Origin of the sequence: Ectothiorhodospira mobilis, from assembly GCF_016584115.1 — a bacterium.
Taxonomy (GTDB): Bacteria; Pseudomonadota; Gammaproteobacteria; order Ectothiorhodospirales; family Ectothiorhodospiraceae; genus Ectothiorhodospira; species Ectothiorhodospira mobilis.
This window is the reverse complement of the sequence record NZ_NRSK01000002.1, coordinates 139,621-156,878: the sequence shown is the minus strand read 5'-3', so window position 1 is coordinate 156,878 and position 17,258 is coordinate 139,621. Positions and strand designations below refer to the sequence as shown.

General features: G+C 67.4%; 18 protein-coding genes and 1 tRNA gene. 11 read left to right on the top strand and 8 right to left on the bottom strand.

The features are described 5' to 3' along the window. Both fdxA and mutS read right to left on the bottom strand, forming a co-directional pair. Window positions 1–324: a ferredoxin FdxA gene (fdxA, locus tag CKO33_RS01810; RefSeq protein WP_200178676.1), complete on the bottom strand. Its 324-nt coding sequence runs from the start codon at window positions 322–324 to the stop codon at window positions 1–3. 136 nt (window positions 325–460) lie between these two features. Then, complete coding sequence (gene mutS / locus CKO33_RS01805) at window positions 461–3,031, bottom strand: DNA mismatch repair protein MutS (protein ID WP_200178771.1); 2,571 nt, start codon at window positions 3,029–3,031, stop codon at window positions 461–463. 249 nt (window positions 3,032–3,280) lie between these two features. On the opposite strand from mutS, the gene CKO33_RS01800 reads away from it, so the two are divergent. Then, window positions 3,281–3,715: a host attachment protein gene (locus CKO33_RS01800; protein ID WP_200178674.1), complete on the top strand. Its 435-nt coding sequence runs from the start codon at window positions 3,281–3,283 to the stop codon at window positions 3,713–3,715. 9 nt (window positions 3,716–3,724) lie between these two features. Here CKO33_RS01800 and CKO33_RS01795 read toward each other — a convergent pair whose 3' ends face one another. Continuing rightward, window positions 3,725–4,408, bottom strand: coding sequence for a protein-L-isoaspartate(D-aspartate) O-methyltransferase (locus CKO33_RS01795; RefSeq protein WP_200178672.1), 684 nt, complete (start codon window positions 4,406–4,408; stop codon window positions 3,725–3,727). A 129-nt stretch (window positions 4,409–4,537) separates the two neighbouring features. Between CKO33_RS01795 and CKO33_RS01790 the strand changes: the two genes are divergently transcribed. The 8 genes from CKO33_RS01790 to CKO33_RS01755 all read left to right on the top strand — a co-directional run bounded on the left by CKO33_RS01790 (window position 4,538) and on the right by CKO33_RS01755 (window position 11,480). After that, window positions 4,538–4,831 carry a PilZ domain-containing protein gene (locus tag CKO33_RS01790; RefSeq protein WP_200178665.1) on the top strand — a complete coding sequence of 98 codons (294 nt, stop codon included), beginning with the start codon at window positions 4,538–4,540 and terminating at the stop codon, window positions 4,829–4,831. After that, complete coding sequence (locus tag CKO33_RS01785) at window positions 4,831–5,337, top strand: CinA family protein (protein WP_200178663.1); 507 nt, start codon at window positions 4,831–4,833, stop codon at window positions 5,335–5,337. The genes CKO33_RS01790 and CKO33_RS01785 overlap by 1 nt, the downstream gene beginning before the upstream one ends. A gap of 122 nt (window positions 5,338–5,459) precedes the next feature. Next, the gene (gene recA / locus CKO33_RS01780) at window positions 5,460–6,503 is read left to right on the top strand and encodes a recombinase RecA (protein WP_200178657.1); all 1,044 of its coding nucleotides are present in this window, start codon (window positions 5,460–5,462) and stop codon (window positions 6,501–6,503) included. A gap of 22 nt (window positions 6,504–6,525) precedes the next feature. After that, window positions 6,526–6,939 carry a RecX family transcriptional regulator gene (locus CKO33_RS01775; protein WP_200178651.1) on the top strand — a complete coding sequence of 138 codons (414 nt, stop codon included), beginning with the start codon at window positions 6,526–6,528 and terminating at the stop codon, window positions 6,937–6,939. Then, the gene (gene alaS, locus CKO33_RS01770; protein ID WP_200178649.1) at window positions 6,936–9,554 is read left to right on the top strand and encodes an alanine--tRNA ligase; all 2,619 of its coding nucleotides are present in this window, start codon (window positions 6,936–6,938) and stop codon (window positions 9,552–9,554) included. Before CKO33_RS01775 ends, alaS begins: the two co-directional genes overlap by 4 nt. A gap of 78 nt (window positions 9,555–9,632) precedes the next feature. Then, a complete protein-coding gene (locus CKO33_RS01765) occupies window positions 9,633–10,868 on the top strand; it encodes an aspartate kinase (protein ID WP_200178648.1) in 1,236 nt (411 codons plus the stop codon). Between the two features lie 163 nt (window positions 10,869–11,031). Next, window positions 11,032–11,229, top strand: a complete 198-nt coding sequence (csrA, locus tag CKO33_RS01760; protein WP_200178647.1) for a carbon storage regulator CsrA — start codon at window positions 11,032–11,034, stop codon at window positions 11,227–11,229. Window positions 11,230–11,389: 160 nt separating this feature from the next. After that, window positions 11,390–11,480, top strand: a tRNA-Ser gene (locus CKO33_RS01755). Between the two features lie 194 nt (window positions 11,481–11,674). Here the strand turns inward: CKO33_RS01755 and CKO33_RS01750 are convergent. From CKO33_RS01750 to CKO33_RS01735, 4 genes are all read right to left on the bottom strand, one after another. Next, window positions 11,675–12,832, bottom strand: coding sequence for a GGDEF domain-containing protein (locus tag CKO33_RS01750; RefSeq protein WP_200178646.1), 1,158 nt, complete (start codon window positions 12,830–12,832; stop codon window positions 11,675–11,677). Window positions 12,833–13,065: 233 nt separating this feature from the next. Further along, complete coding sequence (gene pufB, locus CKO33_RS01745; RefSeq protein WP_200178645.1) at window positions 13,066–13,203, bottom strand: light-harvesting antenna LH1, beta subunit; 138 nt, start codon at window positions 13,201–13,203, stop codon at window positions 13,066–13,068. A gap of 16 nt (window positions 13,204–13,219) precedes the next feature. Then, window positions 13,220–13,432: a light-harvesting antenna LH1, alpha subunit gene (pufA, locus tag CKO33_RS01740; RefSeq protein WP_200178644.1), complete on the bottom strand. Its 213-nt coding sequence runs from the start codon at window positions 13,430–13,432 to the stop codon at window positions 13,220–13,222. A gap of 211 nt (window positions 13,433–13,643) precedes the next feature. Then, window positions 13,644–14,579 carry an SLAC1 anion channel family protein gene (locus CKO33_RS01735; protein WP_242472416.1) on the bottom strand — a complete coding sequence of 312 codons (936 nt, stop codon included), beginning with the start codon at window positions 14,577–14,579 and terminating at the stop codon, window positions 13,644–13,646. 295 nt (window positions 14,580–14,874) lie between these two features. Between CKO33_RS01735 and CKO33_RS01730 the strand changes: the two genes are divergently transcribed. Next, complete coding sequence (locus CKO33_RS01730) at window positions 14,875–16,080, top strand: TsoY family (seleno)protein (RefSeq protein WP_200178641.1); 1,206 nt, start codon at window positions 14,875–14,877, stop codon at window positions 16,078–16,080. A gap of 159 nt (window positions 16,081–16,239) precedes the next feature. Further along, window positions 16,240–16,635: a DUF6858 family protein gene (locus CKO33_RS01725; protein ID WP_200178639.1), complete on the top strand. Its 396-nt coding sequence runs from the start codon at window positions 16,240–16,242 to the stop codon at window positions 16,633–16,635. Window positions 16,636–16,784: 149 nt separating this feature from the next. Here the strand turns inward: CKO33_RS01725 and CKO33_RS01720 are convergent, their stop codons facing one another. After that, window positions 16,785–17,198, bottom strand: a complete 414-nt coding sequence (locus tag CKO33_RS01720) for a gamma-glutamylcyclotransferase family protein (RefSeq protein WP_200178637.1) — start codon at window positions 17,196–17,198, stop codon at window positions 16,785–16,787. Between the last annotated feature and the right edge of the window lie 60 nt (window positions 17,199–17,258).

Here is a 17,258-nt window from a genome sequence, read left to right as displayed (position 1 = left end):
TCAGCGCTCCAGGTAACGCAGCTTGTCCGGGCGTCCGTTCCACTGGTCCGCGTCCGGCGGCGGGTCCTTGCGCCGGTGGATCACCGGCCATTGACCGGCCAGTTCGGCGTTCAGGGCGATCATCGGCTCCTGTCCCTCGGGCACCTCGTCCCCGGGCACGATGGCCTGGGCGGGGCATTCCGGCTCACACAGGGCGCAGTCGATGCATTCATCGGGATCGATCACCAGGAAGTTGGGCCCCTCGTGGAAGCAGTCCACGGGGCACACCTCCACGCAATCGGTGTACTTGCAGCGGATACAGTTCTCCAGCACCACGAAAGTCATCGCGCGCCTCCCGTATTCCTGCGGTCCGGTCCACCCGGTCCGGGGATGCCCCGGCCAGGGCCCACGCCCCGCGGGATGCCGGCGGGGCTAAGGGGAGCATAGTCTCCGGATGGGCGGATTTCGAGGCGCCGACCCGTCACGGGGGGTCGGCGTCCGGGGTCTCCAGCAGCTGTTGCAGACGGTAGAGGGCCTCCAGGGCCTGGCGCGGGGTCATGTCGTCCGGGTCCAGGGCCTGTACCGCCTCCCGCAGGGCCTGGCAGGCGGGATCGGGGGGCGGCGGTTCCGGGGTGGGGGTCTCCGCGGGGAAGAGGCTGAGCTGGGCCGTGTCCCCGGCATCCCCCAGGCTCTGGCGCTCCAGCTCCGCCAGGCGCTCCCGGGCCCGCCGGATCACCCCCGCGGGTACCCCCGCCAGGGCGGCCACGTGCAGGCCGTAGCTCTGGTTGGCGGGGCCTTCCTTCAGGGCATGCAGGAAGATGATGCGCTCGCCGTGCTCCACGGCGTCGATGTGCACGTTGGCGATCCCCGGCAGGGTGTCGGGCAGGGCCGTGAGCTCGAAGTAATGGGTGGCGAACAGGGTGAAGGCCCGGTTGTGCCGCGCCAGATGCTCGGCGCAGGCCCAGGCCAGGGAGAGTCCGTCGAAGGTGCTGGTGCCCCGGCCGATCTCGTCCATGAGCACCAGGCTGTGCGCGCTGGCGTGATGGAGGATGGCGGCGGCCTCGGTCATCTCCACCATGAAGGTGGAGCGGCCCGAGGCCAGATCGTCGGCGGCGCCGATGCGGGTGAAGATACGATCCACCGGGCCCAGGCGGGCATGCTCCGCCGGCACGAAGCTGCCGGCATGGGCCAGGAGCACGATCAGTGCAGCCTGGCGCATGTAGGTGGATTTGCCCCCCATGTTGGGGCCGGTGATCACCAGCATGCGGCGGCCCTCGTCCATGACCAGGTCGTTGGGCACGAAGGGATCGTCCAGCACCTGTTCCACCACCGGATGGCGCCCCCCCCGGATGTGCAGCCCGGGGGTGTCGTCCAGCTCGGGGGCGGTGTAGCCCAGGGCCTCGGCCCGCTCCGCCAGATTCGCCAGCACATCCAGCTCCGCCAGACCCTCGGCACTGCGCCGCAGGGCGGGCAGGGGCTCCAGCAGGGTGTGCAGGAGTGCCTCGTAGAGTTGCTTCTCCCGCGCCAGGGCCCGCTCCCGCGCCGACAGGACCTGTTCCTCGAAACGCTTGAGCTCCGGGGTGATGAAGCGTTCCGCCCCCTTGAGGGTCTGGCGCCGGGTGTAGTCCTCCGGGGCCCGTTCGGCCTGGGCGCGGCTGATCTCGATGTAATAGCCATGGACGCGGTTATAGGCCACCTTGAGGTTCGGGATGCCGGTGCGTGCCCGTTCCCGCTGCTCCAGATCCAGCAGGAACTGGTCGGCGTTCTCCGACAGGGCCCGCAGCTCGTCCAGTTCCGGGTCGTAGCCCGCGGCCATGACCCCGCCATCGCGGATCAGCACCGGCGGCTGGGGGAGGATGGCCCGCCTCAGTAGATCCACCACCCGGGGATGGTCCCCCACCTGTTCGGCCAGGGCCCGCAGCCGCGGGGCCTCCAGACCCTCCAGGGGGGTCTGCAGCGCGGGCAGCAGCTCCAGGGAGTCCCGCAGGGTGGCCAGGTCCCGGGGCCGGGCCGAGCCCAGGGCGACGCGGGCGAGGATGCGCTCCAGGTCCCCGATCCCCTCCAGGATCTCCCGCAGGGGCTCCAGGGTGCCCCGGTCCCGCAGCTCGCCCACGGCCTGATGACGCGCCCGCAGGGCGTCCCGGTCCCGCAGGGGCTGGTGCAGCCAGCGGCGCAGCAGGCGGCTGCCCATGGCCGTGACCGTGTGGTCCAGCACCGAGATCAGGGTATTCTCCCGCCCGCCGGACAGGTTGGTGGTGATCTCCAGGTTGCGCCGGGTGGCGGCGTCCAGGATGATGCCGGCCCCCCGTTCCTGCACGCTCAGCCCGTCGATATGGGGCAGGGCGCTCATCTGGGTCTCCTGGACGTACTGCAGCAGGGCCCCGGCGGCGCTGACGGCCAGATCCATGGATTCGCAGCCAAAGCCCGCCAGGTCGCGGGTGCCGAACTGGCGGGTGAGGCGTTCCCGGGCCGCCCCGGTCTCGAAGTGCCAGGGGGCCCATGGGCGCACCCCGGGACGCTCCCCGCCGGGCAGGGTGGCCCCCTCGGGCAGGAGGATCTCCGCCGGCTGCAGACGTTCCAGCTCCCCCTGCAGGGCCTCTTCCCCCGCCAGTTCCTGCACCTGGAAACGGCCGCTGCTCAGGTCCAGGACCGCCAGGCCCACGCGTTCCCGTGCGGGGCACAGGGCCACCAGCAGGTTGTCCTGGCGTTCGTCCAGCAGGGCCTCTTCGGTGACCGTGCCCGGGGTCACCACCCGCACCACCTTGCGTTCCACCGGTCCCTTGGCGGTGGCCGGGTCGCTCACCTGCTCGCAGATGGCCACCGATTCCCCCTGGCGCAGCAGCCGGGCCAGGTAGGACTCCACGGCATGGACCGGCACCCCGGCCATGGGGATGGGTGCGCCGGCGGATTGCCCCCGCTTGGTGAGGGTGATATCCAGCAGCGCCGCCGCCCGGTGGGCGTCCTCGTAGAAGAGTTCGTAGAAATCCCCCATGCGGTAGAACAGCAGGGTGTCCGGGTATTCGGCCTTGATGGCCAGGTACTGGCGCATCATGGGGGTATGGGCGGAGAGGTCTTGCGTCTCGGTCACGATGGGCCCTGGTTGCGGTATGGGAACGGATCGCGGTGCGGGAGCCGGGCGGGTCCCGGCTCGAGGGGGGGTATTGTACGGACGCGGCCGGCCTCTGTAAGCCGCGCCACCGGCCGGCGACCTGCTACCCTCAGCTAAGGGATCCCCGTACGCCGGGTTCCCGGCGCGGGTCCCGCCGGTGCCTTCTGTTTCCCCTGATGAGGAGTCCCGTCCATGAGCATATGGGTCGTCGTCGCGGACGCCAGCCGCGCCCGGATCTTCAGTGCCGAAAAGTCCTTCAGCCCCCTGGTGGAGGAGGAGGACCTCTCCCATCCCCAGGCGCGGCTGCATGCCCAGGAGCTGGAGACGGAGCGCATGGGAAGGGCGTTCGACAGTACCGGCGACGGGCGTCATGCCCTGAGCCGGGAGGTGCCGCCGAAGAAACAGGAGGCGCAGCGCTTCGCGCGGACACTGTGCGAACACCTGAATACGGCCCGCGCCAAGGGTCGCTTCGACAAGCTCTACATCATCGCCGCCCCGGCCTTTCTGGGCATCCTGCGCAACTGCATGGACGACACCACGCAGAAGTCCGTGGCGGGAACGGTGGACAAGAACCTGGCCGCCCATGACGTGGAGGAGATCCGCCGGCAGCTCCCCCGTTTCCTGTGAATCAGGGTGTCAGTCCGTTTCCCCGGTGGCGGGGGGGTTCTGCCCGGGTACCAGCGGCACGAAACGCACCCCCAGGACCTTGTGCCGTTGCAGGCCGCCATCCTGTGCGCGCGTGACCACCATCAGGTCCTGGGCCTGCCAGCCGGAATCCACCGGCAGGACCAGGCGTCCGCCGGGACGCAACTGCTCTGGCAGGGCGGGGGGGATCCCGGGGGCGGCGGCGGTGACCAGGATGGCATCGAAGGGGGCCGCCCCGGGCCACCCGGCGCGGCCATCCCCCACCCGGGTCTCCACGCGGGTGTAGCCCAGTTCCCGCAGGCGTTCCCGGGCGGCCTGTGCCAGTTCCGGCACCACCTCGATGGTATGGACCTGCGCCGCCATCTCCGCCAGGACCGCGGTCTGGTAGCCGCAGCCCGTGCCCACCTCCAGTACGCGGCTGTCCTTGTCCAGCGCCAGCAGGTCCGTCATCAGGGCGACGATGAAGGGCTGGGAGATGGTCTGACCATGGCCGATGGGCAGGGCGGTGTTGTCCCAGGCCCGGGATACGAGGTCCCCGGGGACGAAGCGTTCCCTGGGCACGTGGCGCAGGGCCGCCTCCACCGCGGGGGACGGGGCCTCCAGCCCCGTGGTGGTGGCGGTGGCCTGGTAGTCGTCGCGGATGCGGCGGATGAGTCGGTCGATGGGGTCTTTCATCACGGGCCTGCGTGGCTGTCCGGGGCGGCGCGGGGTCTCTCCTCAGATGATAGTATTTCCGCAGGCGGGTGGAAGAAGACCGGGGATCCGGGACGGCCCGACGCCAGAATCAAGATCACGGGGGTGCACATGAGCATGGGGATGGATGAAAAACGGGACTTCCAGCGCCTGCAGGTGGATCATCCCGTCCGCGTCACCGAGACGGACAGCGGACGGACCCACGAGGCCCTGGGCCGGGACCTGAGCGCCACCGGCGTTTCCTTCGTGATGACCTCGCCGCTGCCGGTGGGGGTCACGATCTCCGTGTCCATCGAGCCCGGCAGCACCCTGCTGTCCCCCTTCCGCGCAGAGGCGGAGGTGCTGCGGGTGGACCCGGAGGACGGCGGCTACCGGGTGGCCGCCCGCATCCTCGGGGTGCGTTGATGGTGCCCCCTTCGGATCAGGAGTTGCAGGCCCTGGCCCGTACCGTGGAGCAGGCGGCCCTCGCCACCGGGGCCGGCCTGGCCACGGCGGAGTCCTGCACCGGGGGATGGGTGGCCAAGGTGCTCACGGACCTCCCCGGTTGCTCCCGCTGGTTCGACCGGGGGTTTGTCACCTACAGCAACGCGGCCAAACAGGCCCAGCTGGAGGTGCCGGCGGGCCTCCTGGAACGGGACGGCGCGGTCAGCCGGGAGACCGTCCGGGCCATGGCCGTGGGGGCCCTGGCCCGCAGCGAGGCCCGGGTGGCGGTGGCCATCAGCGGCATCGCCGGACCCGGTGGCGGCAGCGCGGAGAAGCCCGTGGGCACCGTCTGGCTGGCCTGGGCCCGGCGCGGTGTGGGGGAGGTGGACACGGCCTGCCGCCATTTCCCCGGCGACCGGGACGCCGTGCGCCGCCAGGCGGTGGCCACGGCCCTGGAGGGCCTGGCCACGGTCCTGTCCCGGCGATGAAACCGTACCTTCTCCGGCGTTGGCGGGACAGAGGGAACCTGTGAGATAATCAACAGTTTGAACCGGCCATACGGCGCCTTGGGTCGTGGGCCGGGTTCCGGCAGCGCAAGAGGGAATGGATCTTGGACGAGAATCGCAAGAAGGCCTTATCCGCGGCCCTTGGGCAGATCGAGCGCCAGTTCGGCAAGGGCGCCGTCATGCGCATGGGCGATGCCAGCGCCGTGCGCGACGTGCCGGCCATCTCCACCGGCTCCCTGGCCCTGGACATCGCCCTCGGGGTGGGCGGTCTCCCCCGGGGACGGGTGGTGGAGATCTTCGGGCCGGAGTCCTCCGGCAAGACCACCCTGACCCTGCAGGTGATCGCCGAGTGCCAGAAGCAGGGGGGCACCGCCGCCTTCGTGGACGCGGAGCATGCCCTGGATCCCACCTACGCCCAGGCCCTGGGGGTGGACGTGGACAACCTGCTGGTGTCCCAGCCGGACACCGGCGAACAGGCCCTGGAGATCGCCGACATGCTGGTGCGCTCCGGGGCCGTGGACGTGGTGGTGGTGGACTCGGTGGCGGCCCTCACCCCCAAGGCCGAGATCGAGGGGGAGATGGGGGACGCCCACGTGGGCCTGCAGGCCCGCCTCATGTCCCAGGCCCTGCGCAAGCTCACGGCCAACATCAAGCGTTCCAACACCCTGGTGGTGTTCATCAACCAGATCCGCATGAAGATCGGTGTGATGTTCGGCAATCCCGAGACCACCACCGGCGGCAACGCCCTCAAGTTCTACTCCTCCGTGCGCCTGGACATCCGCCGCACCGGCGGCATCAAGAAGGGCGATGAGGTGATCGGCAACGAGACCCGGGTGAAGGTGGTCAAGAACAAGGTGGCCCCCCCGTTCCGGGAGGCCAACTTCGAGATCCTCTACGGCGAGGGCATCTCCCGCCTGGGGGAGATCATCGACATGGGGGTCAAGGATGGCCTGATCGACAAGGCCGGCGCCTGGTACAGCTACAAGGGCGAGCGCATCGGCCAGGGCAAGGACAACGCCCGCACCTATCTGAAGGATCATCCCGAGATCGCCCAGGCCATCGAGACCCAGATCCGGGAGGCGCATCTGCCCCGGCGCGGCGGGGAGAGCTCCGAGGGTGAGGGCGAGGACGCCACCGCCCAGGGCTGACCAGGACCCGGCCGAGGCCGCCGTGCGTCTCCTGGCCCGCCGCGAGCACAGCCGCCTGGAACTGGGCCGCAAGCTCGCCGCCCGGGGCTATCCATGCGCTGACGTGGAGGCCGCCCTGGACCGCCTGGAGGCCCAGGGGCTGCTGAGCGAGGCACGCTTCGCCGAATCCCTGGTGCGCCAGCGGGTGCAGCAGGGGCACGGCCCACTGCGGATCATCGCGGACCTGCGCCAGCGGGGGATCGATGATCCGGATACGGCGGTGGAGGCCGCGGAGGTGGACTGGGAGGCCCTGGCCCGGGAGGTGTACCGGCGCCGCTTCGGCGGCGACATGCCGCAGGCGCCCAGGGAGCGCGCCCGGCGGATGCGTTTCCTGCAGGGTCGCGGGTTCCCCCCCGAGACCATCCGCAGGGTGATGAATGACGTGGATACGACATGAAAAGCGCCGAGATCAGAAGCAGTTTCCTTGAATATTTCCGTTCCAAGGGCCACGAATGCGTGCCCTCGAGCCCGCTGGTACCCGGCAACGACCCCACCCTGTTGTTCACCAACGCGGGCATGGTGCAGTTCAAGGAGGTGTTTCTGGGACGGGAACGGCGTCCCTATACCCGGGCGGTGACCTCCCAGCGCTGCGTGCGCGCCGGGGGCAAGCACAACGACCTGGAGAATGTGGGTTACACCGCGCGCCACCACACCTTCTTCGAGATGCTGGGTAACTTCAGCTTCGGCGACTACTTCAAGCGCGACGCCATCCACTTTGCCTGGGAATACCTCACCCGGGTGCTGGGCATGCCCCCGGAGAAGCTCTGGGTCACCGTCTACGAGACCGACGACGAGGCCCACGACATCTGGATCCACGAGATCGGCATCCCCCGGGACCGGCTCACCCGCATCGGCGATGACCCCGACGGGGGCTCCGACAACTTCTGGCAGATGGGCGACACCGGCCCCTGCGGTCCCTGCTCGGAGATCTTCTACGATCACGGCCCCGGGGTCTGGGGCGGCCCTCCGGGCAGCCCCGAGGCGGACGGGGACCGCTACATCGAGATCTGGAACCTGGTCTTCATGCAGTACGACCGGGACAAGGACGGTGTCCTGCATCCCCTGCCCAGTCCCTCCGTGGACACCGGCATGGGCCTGGAGCGCCTGGCGGCGGTGATGCAGGGGGTGCACTCCAACTACGAGATCGACCTCTTCCAGAACCTTCTCGCCGCCGTGGGCCGGGTGCTGGGGCGGGAGGATGTCCAGGGGCCCTCCTTCAAGGTGATCGCCGACCACATCCGCTCCTGCAGCTTCCTCATCACCGACGGGGTCATGCCCGCCAACGAGGGTCGCGGTTACGTCCTGCGCCGCATCATCCGCCGCGCCGCCCGCCATGGCCACAAGCTGGGCATGAGCGAGCCCTTCTTCCACCGCCTGGTGGCCCCCCTGGTGGAGGAGATGGGGGCGGCCTATCCGGAACTGGCCCGGGCCCGGACCCAGGTGGAGAAGATCCTGCTGCAGGAGGAAGAACGGTTCCGCGAGACCCTGGAGCATGGCCTCAGGCATCTGGAGGAGGGACTGGAACGGATCCAGGACAAGACCATCCCCGGCGGCCTCATCTTCAAGCTCTATGACACCTACGGTTTCCCCGTGGACCTGACCGGCGACATCGCCCGGGAAAAGGGCCTGGAACTGGACATGGCCGGGTTCGAGGAGGAGATGCGCCAGCAGCGGGAACGGGCCCGGGCCGCCAGCAGCTTCCGCATGACCGACGCCGGGGCCGTGGCCGCCGGACTCTCCGAGTCCCGCTTCGTGGGCTACGAGGACATCGAGGCCCCCGCCCGGGTGGTCCGCCTGGGGCAGGGGGACGACGGCACCCCGGTGGAGCGCCTGCAGGGGGATCAGTCGGGCAGTGTGGTCCTGGACACCACCCCCTTCTACGCCGAATCCGGCGGCCAGGTGGGGGATACCGGCTTCATCGAGGGGCCCCAGGGCCTGTTCCAGGTGACCGGCACCCACAAGCAGGGCGGTGTCTTCATTCACCAGGGACAGATGGTGCGCGGCAGCCTGGCCTGTGACGAGACGGTCACCGCCCGGGTGGACGGCGAGCGCCGCCAGGCCGTGGTCCTGAACCATTCCGCCACCCACCTGCTGCACGCCGCCCTGCGGGAGGTGCTGGGGGATCACGTGCAGCAGAAGGGATCCCTGGTGGCCCCGGACCGGCTGCGCTTCGACTTCTCCCACTTCGAACCCTTGAGCCCCGAAGAGATCGCCCGCATCGAGCAGCTGGTGAACCGGGCCATCCGGGCGAACGCCCCGGCCGAGGCCCGGGTCATGCCCATCCAGGAGGCCCTGGAGGCAGGGGCCATGGCCCTGTTCGGCGAGAAGTACGGGGATGAGGTGCGGGTCCTCTCCCTGGGGGAATTCTCCATCGAACTCTGTGGTGGCACCCACGTGCGCCGCACCGGCGACATCGGCCTGTTCAAGGTGATCCAGGAGGCCGGTGTGGCCGCCGGCATCCGCCGCATCGAGGCGGTGACCGGGCAGAACGCCCTGGACCACGTGGCCCGCATGCAGTCCACCCTGGAGGACTCCGCCGAGCTGTTGCGCGCCCGCCCGGAGGAGCTCAGCGAACGGGTGCGCCAGTTGCAGGAACACAGCCGCAGCCTGGAGAAGGAACTGGAGACAGTGAAAAACCGCCTGGCCTCCCAGGCCGGGTCCAGTCTCACGGATCAGGTGGAAGAGGTGGGGGGCATCAAGGTGCTGGCCGCCCGCCTGGACGGGGCCGATCCCAAGTCCCTGCGGGACACCGTGGACCAGCTGAAGAACAAGCTGGGGGAGGGGGTCATCGTCCTGGCCACCGCCCGGGACGGCAAGGTGAACCTGGTGGCGGGGGTGACCGACGCCTACAACAAGACCCTCAAGGCTGGGGACCTGGTGAACGAGGTGGCCCGTCAGGTGGGGGGCCGCGGCGGCGGCCGCCCGGACATGGCCATGGCCGGGGGCAGCCAGCCCGAGGCCCTGGATGAGGCCCTGGCCTCGGTGAAGGCCTGGGTGCAGGCCCGCGCCTAACGGTCCTTTGCAGAGGATTCTTTTCCACGCGGCTTGAACGCAGCCGTCCGCAGGCGGTCTATACCTGAATAAAAGACTATGTCATTAATCGTACAGAAATACGGCGGCACCTCGGTGGGCAGCGTCGAACGCATCCAGCACGTGGCCGACCGGGTGATCGGCTACCGCCGCCAGGGACATGACGTGGTGGTGGTGGTCTCCGCCATGAGCGGGGAGACCGATCGTCTCCTGGGACTGGCCCATGAGGTCCGCCCCGACGCCGACGGCCGGGAACTGGACGTGCTGCTCTCCACCGGCGAGCAGGTGACCATCGCCCTGCTGGCCATGGCCCTGGAGGCCAAGGGATGTCCGGCCCGCTCCTTCACCGGGGCGCAGGTGCACATCCGCACCGACAGCGCCCACAACAAGGCCCGCATCCAGGAGATCGACGGCGCCCGGGTGCGCCGGGACCTGGCGGACGGCCGGGTGGTGGTGGTGGCCGGCTTCCAGGGGGTGGACGAGATGGGCAATATCACCACCCTCGGACGCGGGGGCTCCGATACCACGGCCGTGGCCCTGGCGGCAGCCCTGAACGCCGACGAATGCCAGATCTTTACCGATGTGGACGGCGTCTACACCACCGATCCGCGGGTGGTGCCCAATGCCCGCCGGCTGGAACGCATCACCTTCGAGGAGATGCTGGAGATGGCCAGCCTGGGCTCCAAGGTCCTGCAGATCCGCGCCGTGGAATTCGCAGGCAAGTACAACGTACCGCTGCGTGTCCTATCCTCCTTCGAGGAAGGCGGGGAGGGCACGCTCATCACGCTCGAGGAAGGGGACATGGAACAGGCGCTCATCTCCGGTATCGCCTTCAACCAGAACGAGGCCCAGCTCACCGTCGAGGGGGTGCCTGACCAGCCGGGTGTGGCCCACCGTATCCTGGGGGCCGTGGCCGATGCCAATATCGAGGTGGACATGATCGTGCAGAACGTGGGGGCCGATGCCACCACCGACTTCACCTTCACCGTGCACCGCAACGACTTCGACAAGGCCATGCGCATCGTCGATGAACGGGCCCGGGAGCTGGGGGCCCGCGAGGTGAAGGGGGATCCGCGCATCGCCAAGATCTCCATCGTGGGCGTGGGCATGCGCTCCCACGCCGGCATCGCCAGCCGCATGTTCTCGGCCCTGGCGGCGGAGGGCATCAACATCCGCATGATCTCCACCTCCGAGATCAAGATCTCGGTGGTGGTGGACGAGAAGTACCTGGAACTCGGGGTGCGCGCCCTGCACGACGCCTTCGGGCTGGAGCACGCACCGCAAGAGGCTTCCTGAGGGAAGACAGCGCCATGGCCATGGGGACGGGGAAACGGAACCACATCCTCCCCCGGGGCCGAGAGCGCACATGATGAACCGGGGTGAACACCGGTCGACCCCAGGCCCCGAGCCTGGATGATGATAAAGCAAGGTGATTGAAGTTCAAAACGGAGAAAAGGACATGTTGATTCTGACGCGTCGGGTAGGTGAGACCCTGATGATCGGTGACGAGGTCACCGTGACCGTGCTGGGTGTCAAGGGGAACCAGGTCCGGGTGGGCATCAATGCCCCGAAGGACGTGGCCGTACACCGCGAAGAGATCTACGAAAGGATCCAGCGCGAGCAGGACGGGGAAGAAGTGGTGGCCGGCGACCAGTAAGCACCGCCCGGTTTATCGCATGCGCATAGACGGGGGGCCTTCAGGGCCCCCTTCTTTATGGCGGTTTCCATAGACCGGCGTCCGCCCGGTACGCTTTACCTGTCCCGCCGAAAACGCTACCATATGCACTTTATCGGTCGCGCGATATGGCGACATCTCCGGAGAGATGGCCGAGTGGCTGAAGGCGCTCCCCTGCTAAGGGAGTATGGGTCAAAAGCCCATCGAGGGTTCGAATCCCTCTCTCTCCGCCAGATTTGAAAAAACCCGCCCCTGCTGGATTGCAGAGGCGGGTTTTTTTGTATCCCCCTCTTTGATTCCATACCCGAAGGCCCTGGTCGTCCCCCGGCTGCAGGGGCGGCCATGAACGCAATCACTCCTGCCCCTTCTTTCAGCACCCGCTCAGCCCTGGAGGGGAGGAGTGCCGTGCTCCAGCGTCCTCCACCGCTCAAGGATTCATCTCAGAAGAAGGGGGGATGGCCCCGGCGGGAACCGGCGGGGTAGGGCCGGCCTCTTGCCTGTAGAGGCCTTCCGCGGCCATCTCCACCCGGTTGCGGCCCGTCTCCTTGGCCCGCAGCAGGGCGTGATCGGCGCTGCCGAGCAGGATGCGTGCCCTCGCCTCAGGGGCCTGTCCCTGCCCCCCGGGGGGCAGACGGGCCCCGCCGATGGAGACGGTGACCTGGATGGCGCGGTGATCCTCCACGGGTACGGGGGTGGCGGCGACGGTGTGGCGCATGCGTTCGGCGATGGACTGCAGTTCGGAGTCGTCCAGGGCAGGCAGGAGGATGACGAACTCCTCGCCGCCGTAGCGGGCCAGCAGGTCAAACCGGCGCAGATGGCGCGCCAGACGCTGTGCCACGGCGGCGATGACGCGGTCTCCCGCAGCGTGACCGTGGCGGTCGTTCACCCGCTTGAAATGGTCGATGTCGATGAACAGACAGGCCAGGGCGTGGCCCTCACGGTCCATGCGCCCGATCTCGTCTTGCAGGCGCTGGTCGAAGAACCGCCGGTTGCGTACGCCGGTGAGGGGGTCGGTGACGCCCATCTCCCGCAGTCGCCAGTGGGCGAGGGCATTCTCCAGGCAGACGGAGACGATGGCTGCCAGGCGCCTGAGCAGAAAGGTGTCCTGGTCGGGGGTATACCGCTCGGCCCCGTGGCTGCCCAGCAGGAGGATTCCCCGGGGGGGATCGCCGCGGCCCAGGGGCAGGAGGGCGTGGCTGGCCAGTCCCTCCATCTCCTCCGGGAGCAGGACGGTGGTATGGCCGTTCCCCGCGGGCCCCAGCACGGGGGTGTGCAGCCCCTGCAGGGGGGCAGGATCGGGGATCAGACGCAGTGGCCACCCCTCGCCCAGGGGATGCCCTTCCAGGGCCGCCTGCAGATCCCCCGTGGTGTCGCAGAGCACCAGACCCACGTGGTCCAGCTCAAAATCACGTTTCAGATCCTGTAGCAGGAGGCGCAGCAGGTGGGATAGATCCCCCGCCTGCAGGAGGCGGAACTCCAGATCGGCCAGACGATTGAGTTTGTCCTCGGTCTCCCGTGCGGTTTCGATCAGGGCCTCCAGCCGGGCACGTAACCATCGGTTCTCCGTTGCCAGTCGTGTATCCATATCGTTGCGGTCTTCTGTGGGGGAGGGGATGCGCCATGCGCGAGTTCTGCGGAGAGCCTAGCGCATCTTCATGGTCCGGGGATGACTGCGGAGGGATGCCGGCGGGCAGGGTGGAGGCGGGACATGGGTCCACAAAAAAACCGGATCATCATCACCGGGGGAGATCCGGCACGATGATCCGGCATGGGCCTGCCCGCACCGCCAGGGCGGGGCGGGCAGGGACCGGGGGCCCCTCAGTAGAAGGGTCTCCAGAGGTAGACCAGGAAGTGGGCCACGGCAGCCAGCACCATGAAGACGGTGAAGGTGGTCTTGAACTGCTCGTGGAATTCCAGAGCCTGTTCTTCGGTCAGGCCGGAGATGCTGGTTTCCATCGTCGATGTCCTCCGTTTACTCGGCTTCGGATTCGGCGGCCGCCTGGGCGGACGCGTCGTAGGTGAGCGGATTGTAGTTGTCGTTGCTGTACACGAAGGCGTGCACGGCCAGGGCGACAACCAGAACCGCCATCAGGATCGGCATCAGCCAGGTGCCCGGATTGACCACCAGCCAGAGCTTCCAGTCGTCCCGGGGATTGCTGGGCTTCGTGGGTCTGTATTCGCTCATGCGGATTGTACCTCCCTTGAACAGGATTCAGGCGTCTTGATGTCACGGCATGCACGGCGGTCGTCGACGTAACCGAGCGCATTTCCGCCGAAGAGGCCAATGACCGCCCAACCCCAGTTGCCGTGTGGTCTTGAGTGTAAGGGTGGCACACCGGATGTCAAGCACCCGGGCCCGGGCAGGGAGGAAGCCTCCCTGCCCGGGATGGCGGCGATCAATCCGGCACGAACAGCTTGCCCCGGAAGAGGGCGATGGTGGTGGCCAGCAGCACCACCAGGATGATGACGGAGGTGATGCCCAAAAGCGTCCAGCCGATGAGGGTCAGGCCAAGGCCGCCGGTGACCGCCAGATAGTCCAGGGTGGCGATGGTCATGGCCGCCAGGGGGAAGGTGTAGGCCCACCAGGAGACGAAGAAGGGCACCTTGAGGAACTGGCGCACCAGGCTGAGATTGAGCACGGTGATGAACAGGCCGGAGTACACCAGCAGCTTCACCAGCACGTCCGCCTGGTGGTTCATCAGGCCCATGTAGGCGATCACCGCCACCCCTGGCGGGGCGATGAGGATGAACAGGGTGGGCAGGAACTTGGCGGGCATCGGATTATGGAAGACGATGCGGTAGAAGACGATGGTGAACAGGAGGATCCAGAACACCATACCGATGGAGAAGAAGAACCAGGAGGTCTCCATAAAGCCCAGCCGCACCCCGGCGATGGGCACCAGCAGATTCCCCACCACGGGGATGAACCAGGCCGGATTGATCATGTGGATCTCATGGGCATGGTTGATCCAGCGGCCCATGAGGTAGACCGTGGCAATGAAGTGCAGGGTCGTGCCCATGGCCCACAGGGCCAGGGAGGTGGCCTGGGAGTAGTCGAAGGAGGCGATGGCCAGCAGCAGCAGGGAGATGCTCACCGTGGGGAAGAAGTTCACACGGATGGGATTGGAGAACTCCGCCTTCACCTCCCCCGGATGGGCGATGGCCTTGGTCATGTAGAGCATGAAGATGAGCACGAACAGCACCGCGCCCGTACCCAGGAGATATTCGCCCACCATGGCCGGCGCCCCCAGTACGTGCCCGGCCTTGCGCCAGGCCAGGCCGAGCCCCGTGATCCCCATCACCATGGCGAACAGGGGGATGGGCACGTGCATCAGCCAGCGGGCGCCCCCCTCGGATGACTTTTCCTGAGAAGCGTTGGCAGCTTGTGACATCGTGTACGGTTCCTCGTGATGTGGTTGGATGGTGGATGTGAACCCGGAGGCCGGCTGTTCCTTCGGCGAATGGGAATATAATACAATACCAATATACTCAGGTACTGACATTGACCTTTTTCAATCCCTGTCCGCCTCTTTGCAGGAGAACAGGCCGCCGGGGACCGATGGGGTTGAATATTAGAAAATACTGATTCCATAATGAAAGATCCGGCGTACCAACCGAGGTCAGGCAATGCTCAGGCGTAATCTGGGAGAATCGTACAACCCGTTGTTTTTTCTGGCCCCATTAGGGGCCGGCGGGCTGGCGGTTTCCTTTTTTCTCTATCCCATGTTCCTGGTGGATCACCAGGGCGTGCCGCTGGTGACCTTCGACCACATCTGGCCCATCCTCACCGCTCCGGTCTCCCTGGGTTCGGTGCTGCTGGCATTGGCCCTGTTGCTGGTGCTGTTCTTCGCCGCGCTCCACTTCCGGCTGCTGGCGTGGAACCTGCGGGAATACCGCATATTCCGCCGCACCCCGGCCTTCGGGGAGCTGCGCAACAGCAACGATGAGATCGCCCTCATGGCCATTCCCCTGACCCTGGCCATGACCATCAACATCCTGTTTGTGCTGGGGGCGTTGTTCGTGCCCGGACTGTGGTCGGTGGTGGAATGGCTCTTCCCCATGGCCCTGGCGGGTTTCGCCGCGGTGGGGGTGTACGCCCTGAGGATCCTCACCACCTATTTCGCCCGCACCCTGGCCCAGGGGAACGTGGACTTCTCCACCAACAACAGCCTCTCCCCCATGATCGCCATCTTCGCCCTGGCGATGATTGCTGTGGGTTTCGCCGCCCCGGCCATGATGAGCCAGACCCTGGTGACCATGATGACGGGGATGCTGCTATCCCTGTTCTTCTTAACCTCGGCGGCCCTGCTGGCGGTGATCAAGCTGGTGCACGGCTTCCAGGCCATGATGATCAAGGGGATTCGCGAGGCGGCCAGCCCCAGCCTGTGGATCATCATTCCCATCCTCACCCTCATGGGCATCACCTGGGTGCGCCTGAGCTACGGCATGCACCACACCCTGGGTCAGCCCATGGATCACACGGACATCCTGGTGTTCGGTGCCGGCATCGTTTCGGCGCAGATCCTCTTCGGTCTCATCGGTTATGCGGTGATGCAGCGCCTGGGCTATTTTCGCGATTACGTGCGCGGCCCCAAGGGGGATGCCGGGACCTTCACCCTCATCTGCCCCGGGGTGGCCTTCTTCGTCTTCGGCCTGTTCTTCATCCACCTGGGGCTGATCGCCAGCGGCGTGGTGCAGGCCGGCTCCTGGGTCCACTACACGCTCATGGTCCCGTTCGTGCTGGTGCAGGCCAAGACGGTGCAGGTGATGCTGCACCTCAAACGCCATGTGCTGCACGATCCTGCTGGGTCCACGGCCACGGCGACACGCTAAGCGGGCGGCGCCCGGCACATCGGCGGCATCCGGCCTTCCGGGTGCCGCCCACCGACCCCTGTGGGGCCCTGAACAAGCAGGGCCTCGAGGGCAAACCCGGCGGGTGTCTTTCCCGCCGGATCCCTGTAAATCCGCAATCGCATCCATTGGGAGTTCTCAATGAAGCAGACCCTGTTCCAGGAAAAGTATCCCGTCTTCTATTTCGAAGTGGACAAGTCCGAGACCACCTTCCAGTCCGCGCCCGAGATCATCGCCTACTTCAAGGAGAAGGTGGACGCCCACCCGGTGGCCCAGTACATCGGTGAATTCGATCACTACAACCACACCAAGCAGCTGGAAGAGGGCGAGATCAGCCCGGAGATCCTGGATGCCAAGCACATCCTCTTCTGCTTCGGCATCAAGCTGCCCACGCCCCGGGCCATGGCCGTGCGCCCCCGCTCCATCGGCGTGTGCGAGATGGCCGACCGCTTCGTGATCGATTTCCTCGAGGCCCCCATGCCGGCCGCCAATGCCGCCATGGAGGAGTGGACCCGCGCGGTGCGCAACAAGGACTGATCCGGCCAAGACCGCCGGGAGGAAGGAGGCGGGATCGCGGTGCCATGTACGCCGCGACCGAATGGACCCACCCCGTTCGGGGTGGGTTTTTTACGTTATAACGTTTCAATAAAAGAGGGGTCGCAGTGCGCGATCCCGGTGATCGCTCCTTACGGGGTGGCCTTGCCCCGAAGGGATTGCAGATGGCGGCGATAGTCCCCGTGGGGGATGCGCCGCCGGGGATCCACCCGGGCGTTGTAGAGGTAGACCTGCACATCCCGGAACTCCCCATCCGGCAGCCAGGACCGGCGCACCACCCGGCGGTACAGGGAACCCTCGGGATCCCGGGGATCGAAGTCCTCGATGCGGTCCAGGCGGGCTAGGGTCCCGGCATCCACCCGGTAGACCTCCCCGTGCACCTGGTCCGGGCCGTCCGCGAGGGCAGGATAGGGCCCCAGGTCGAAGAGCCGGCCCCGGACCCGGGCAGGACCCAGGAAGGTGGCCCCCTTCAGGGCCCCGTGGAAACGGAGCCCCCTGAGTAGGGTGCCGTAGACGAAGACCTCGGTCATGGCTGAACCCTGCATGGCTGGATCCGCCCCCGATCCTAGTGCCTGCCCGCGATGGGGGCCAGAGGCGCGTGCCGG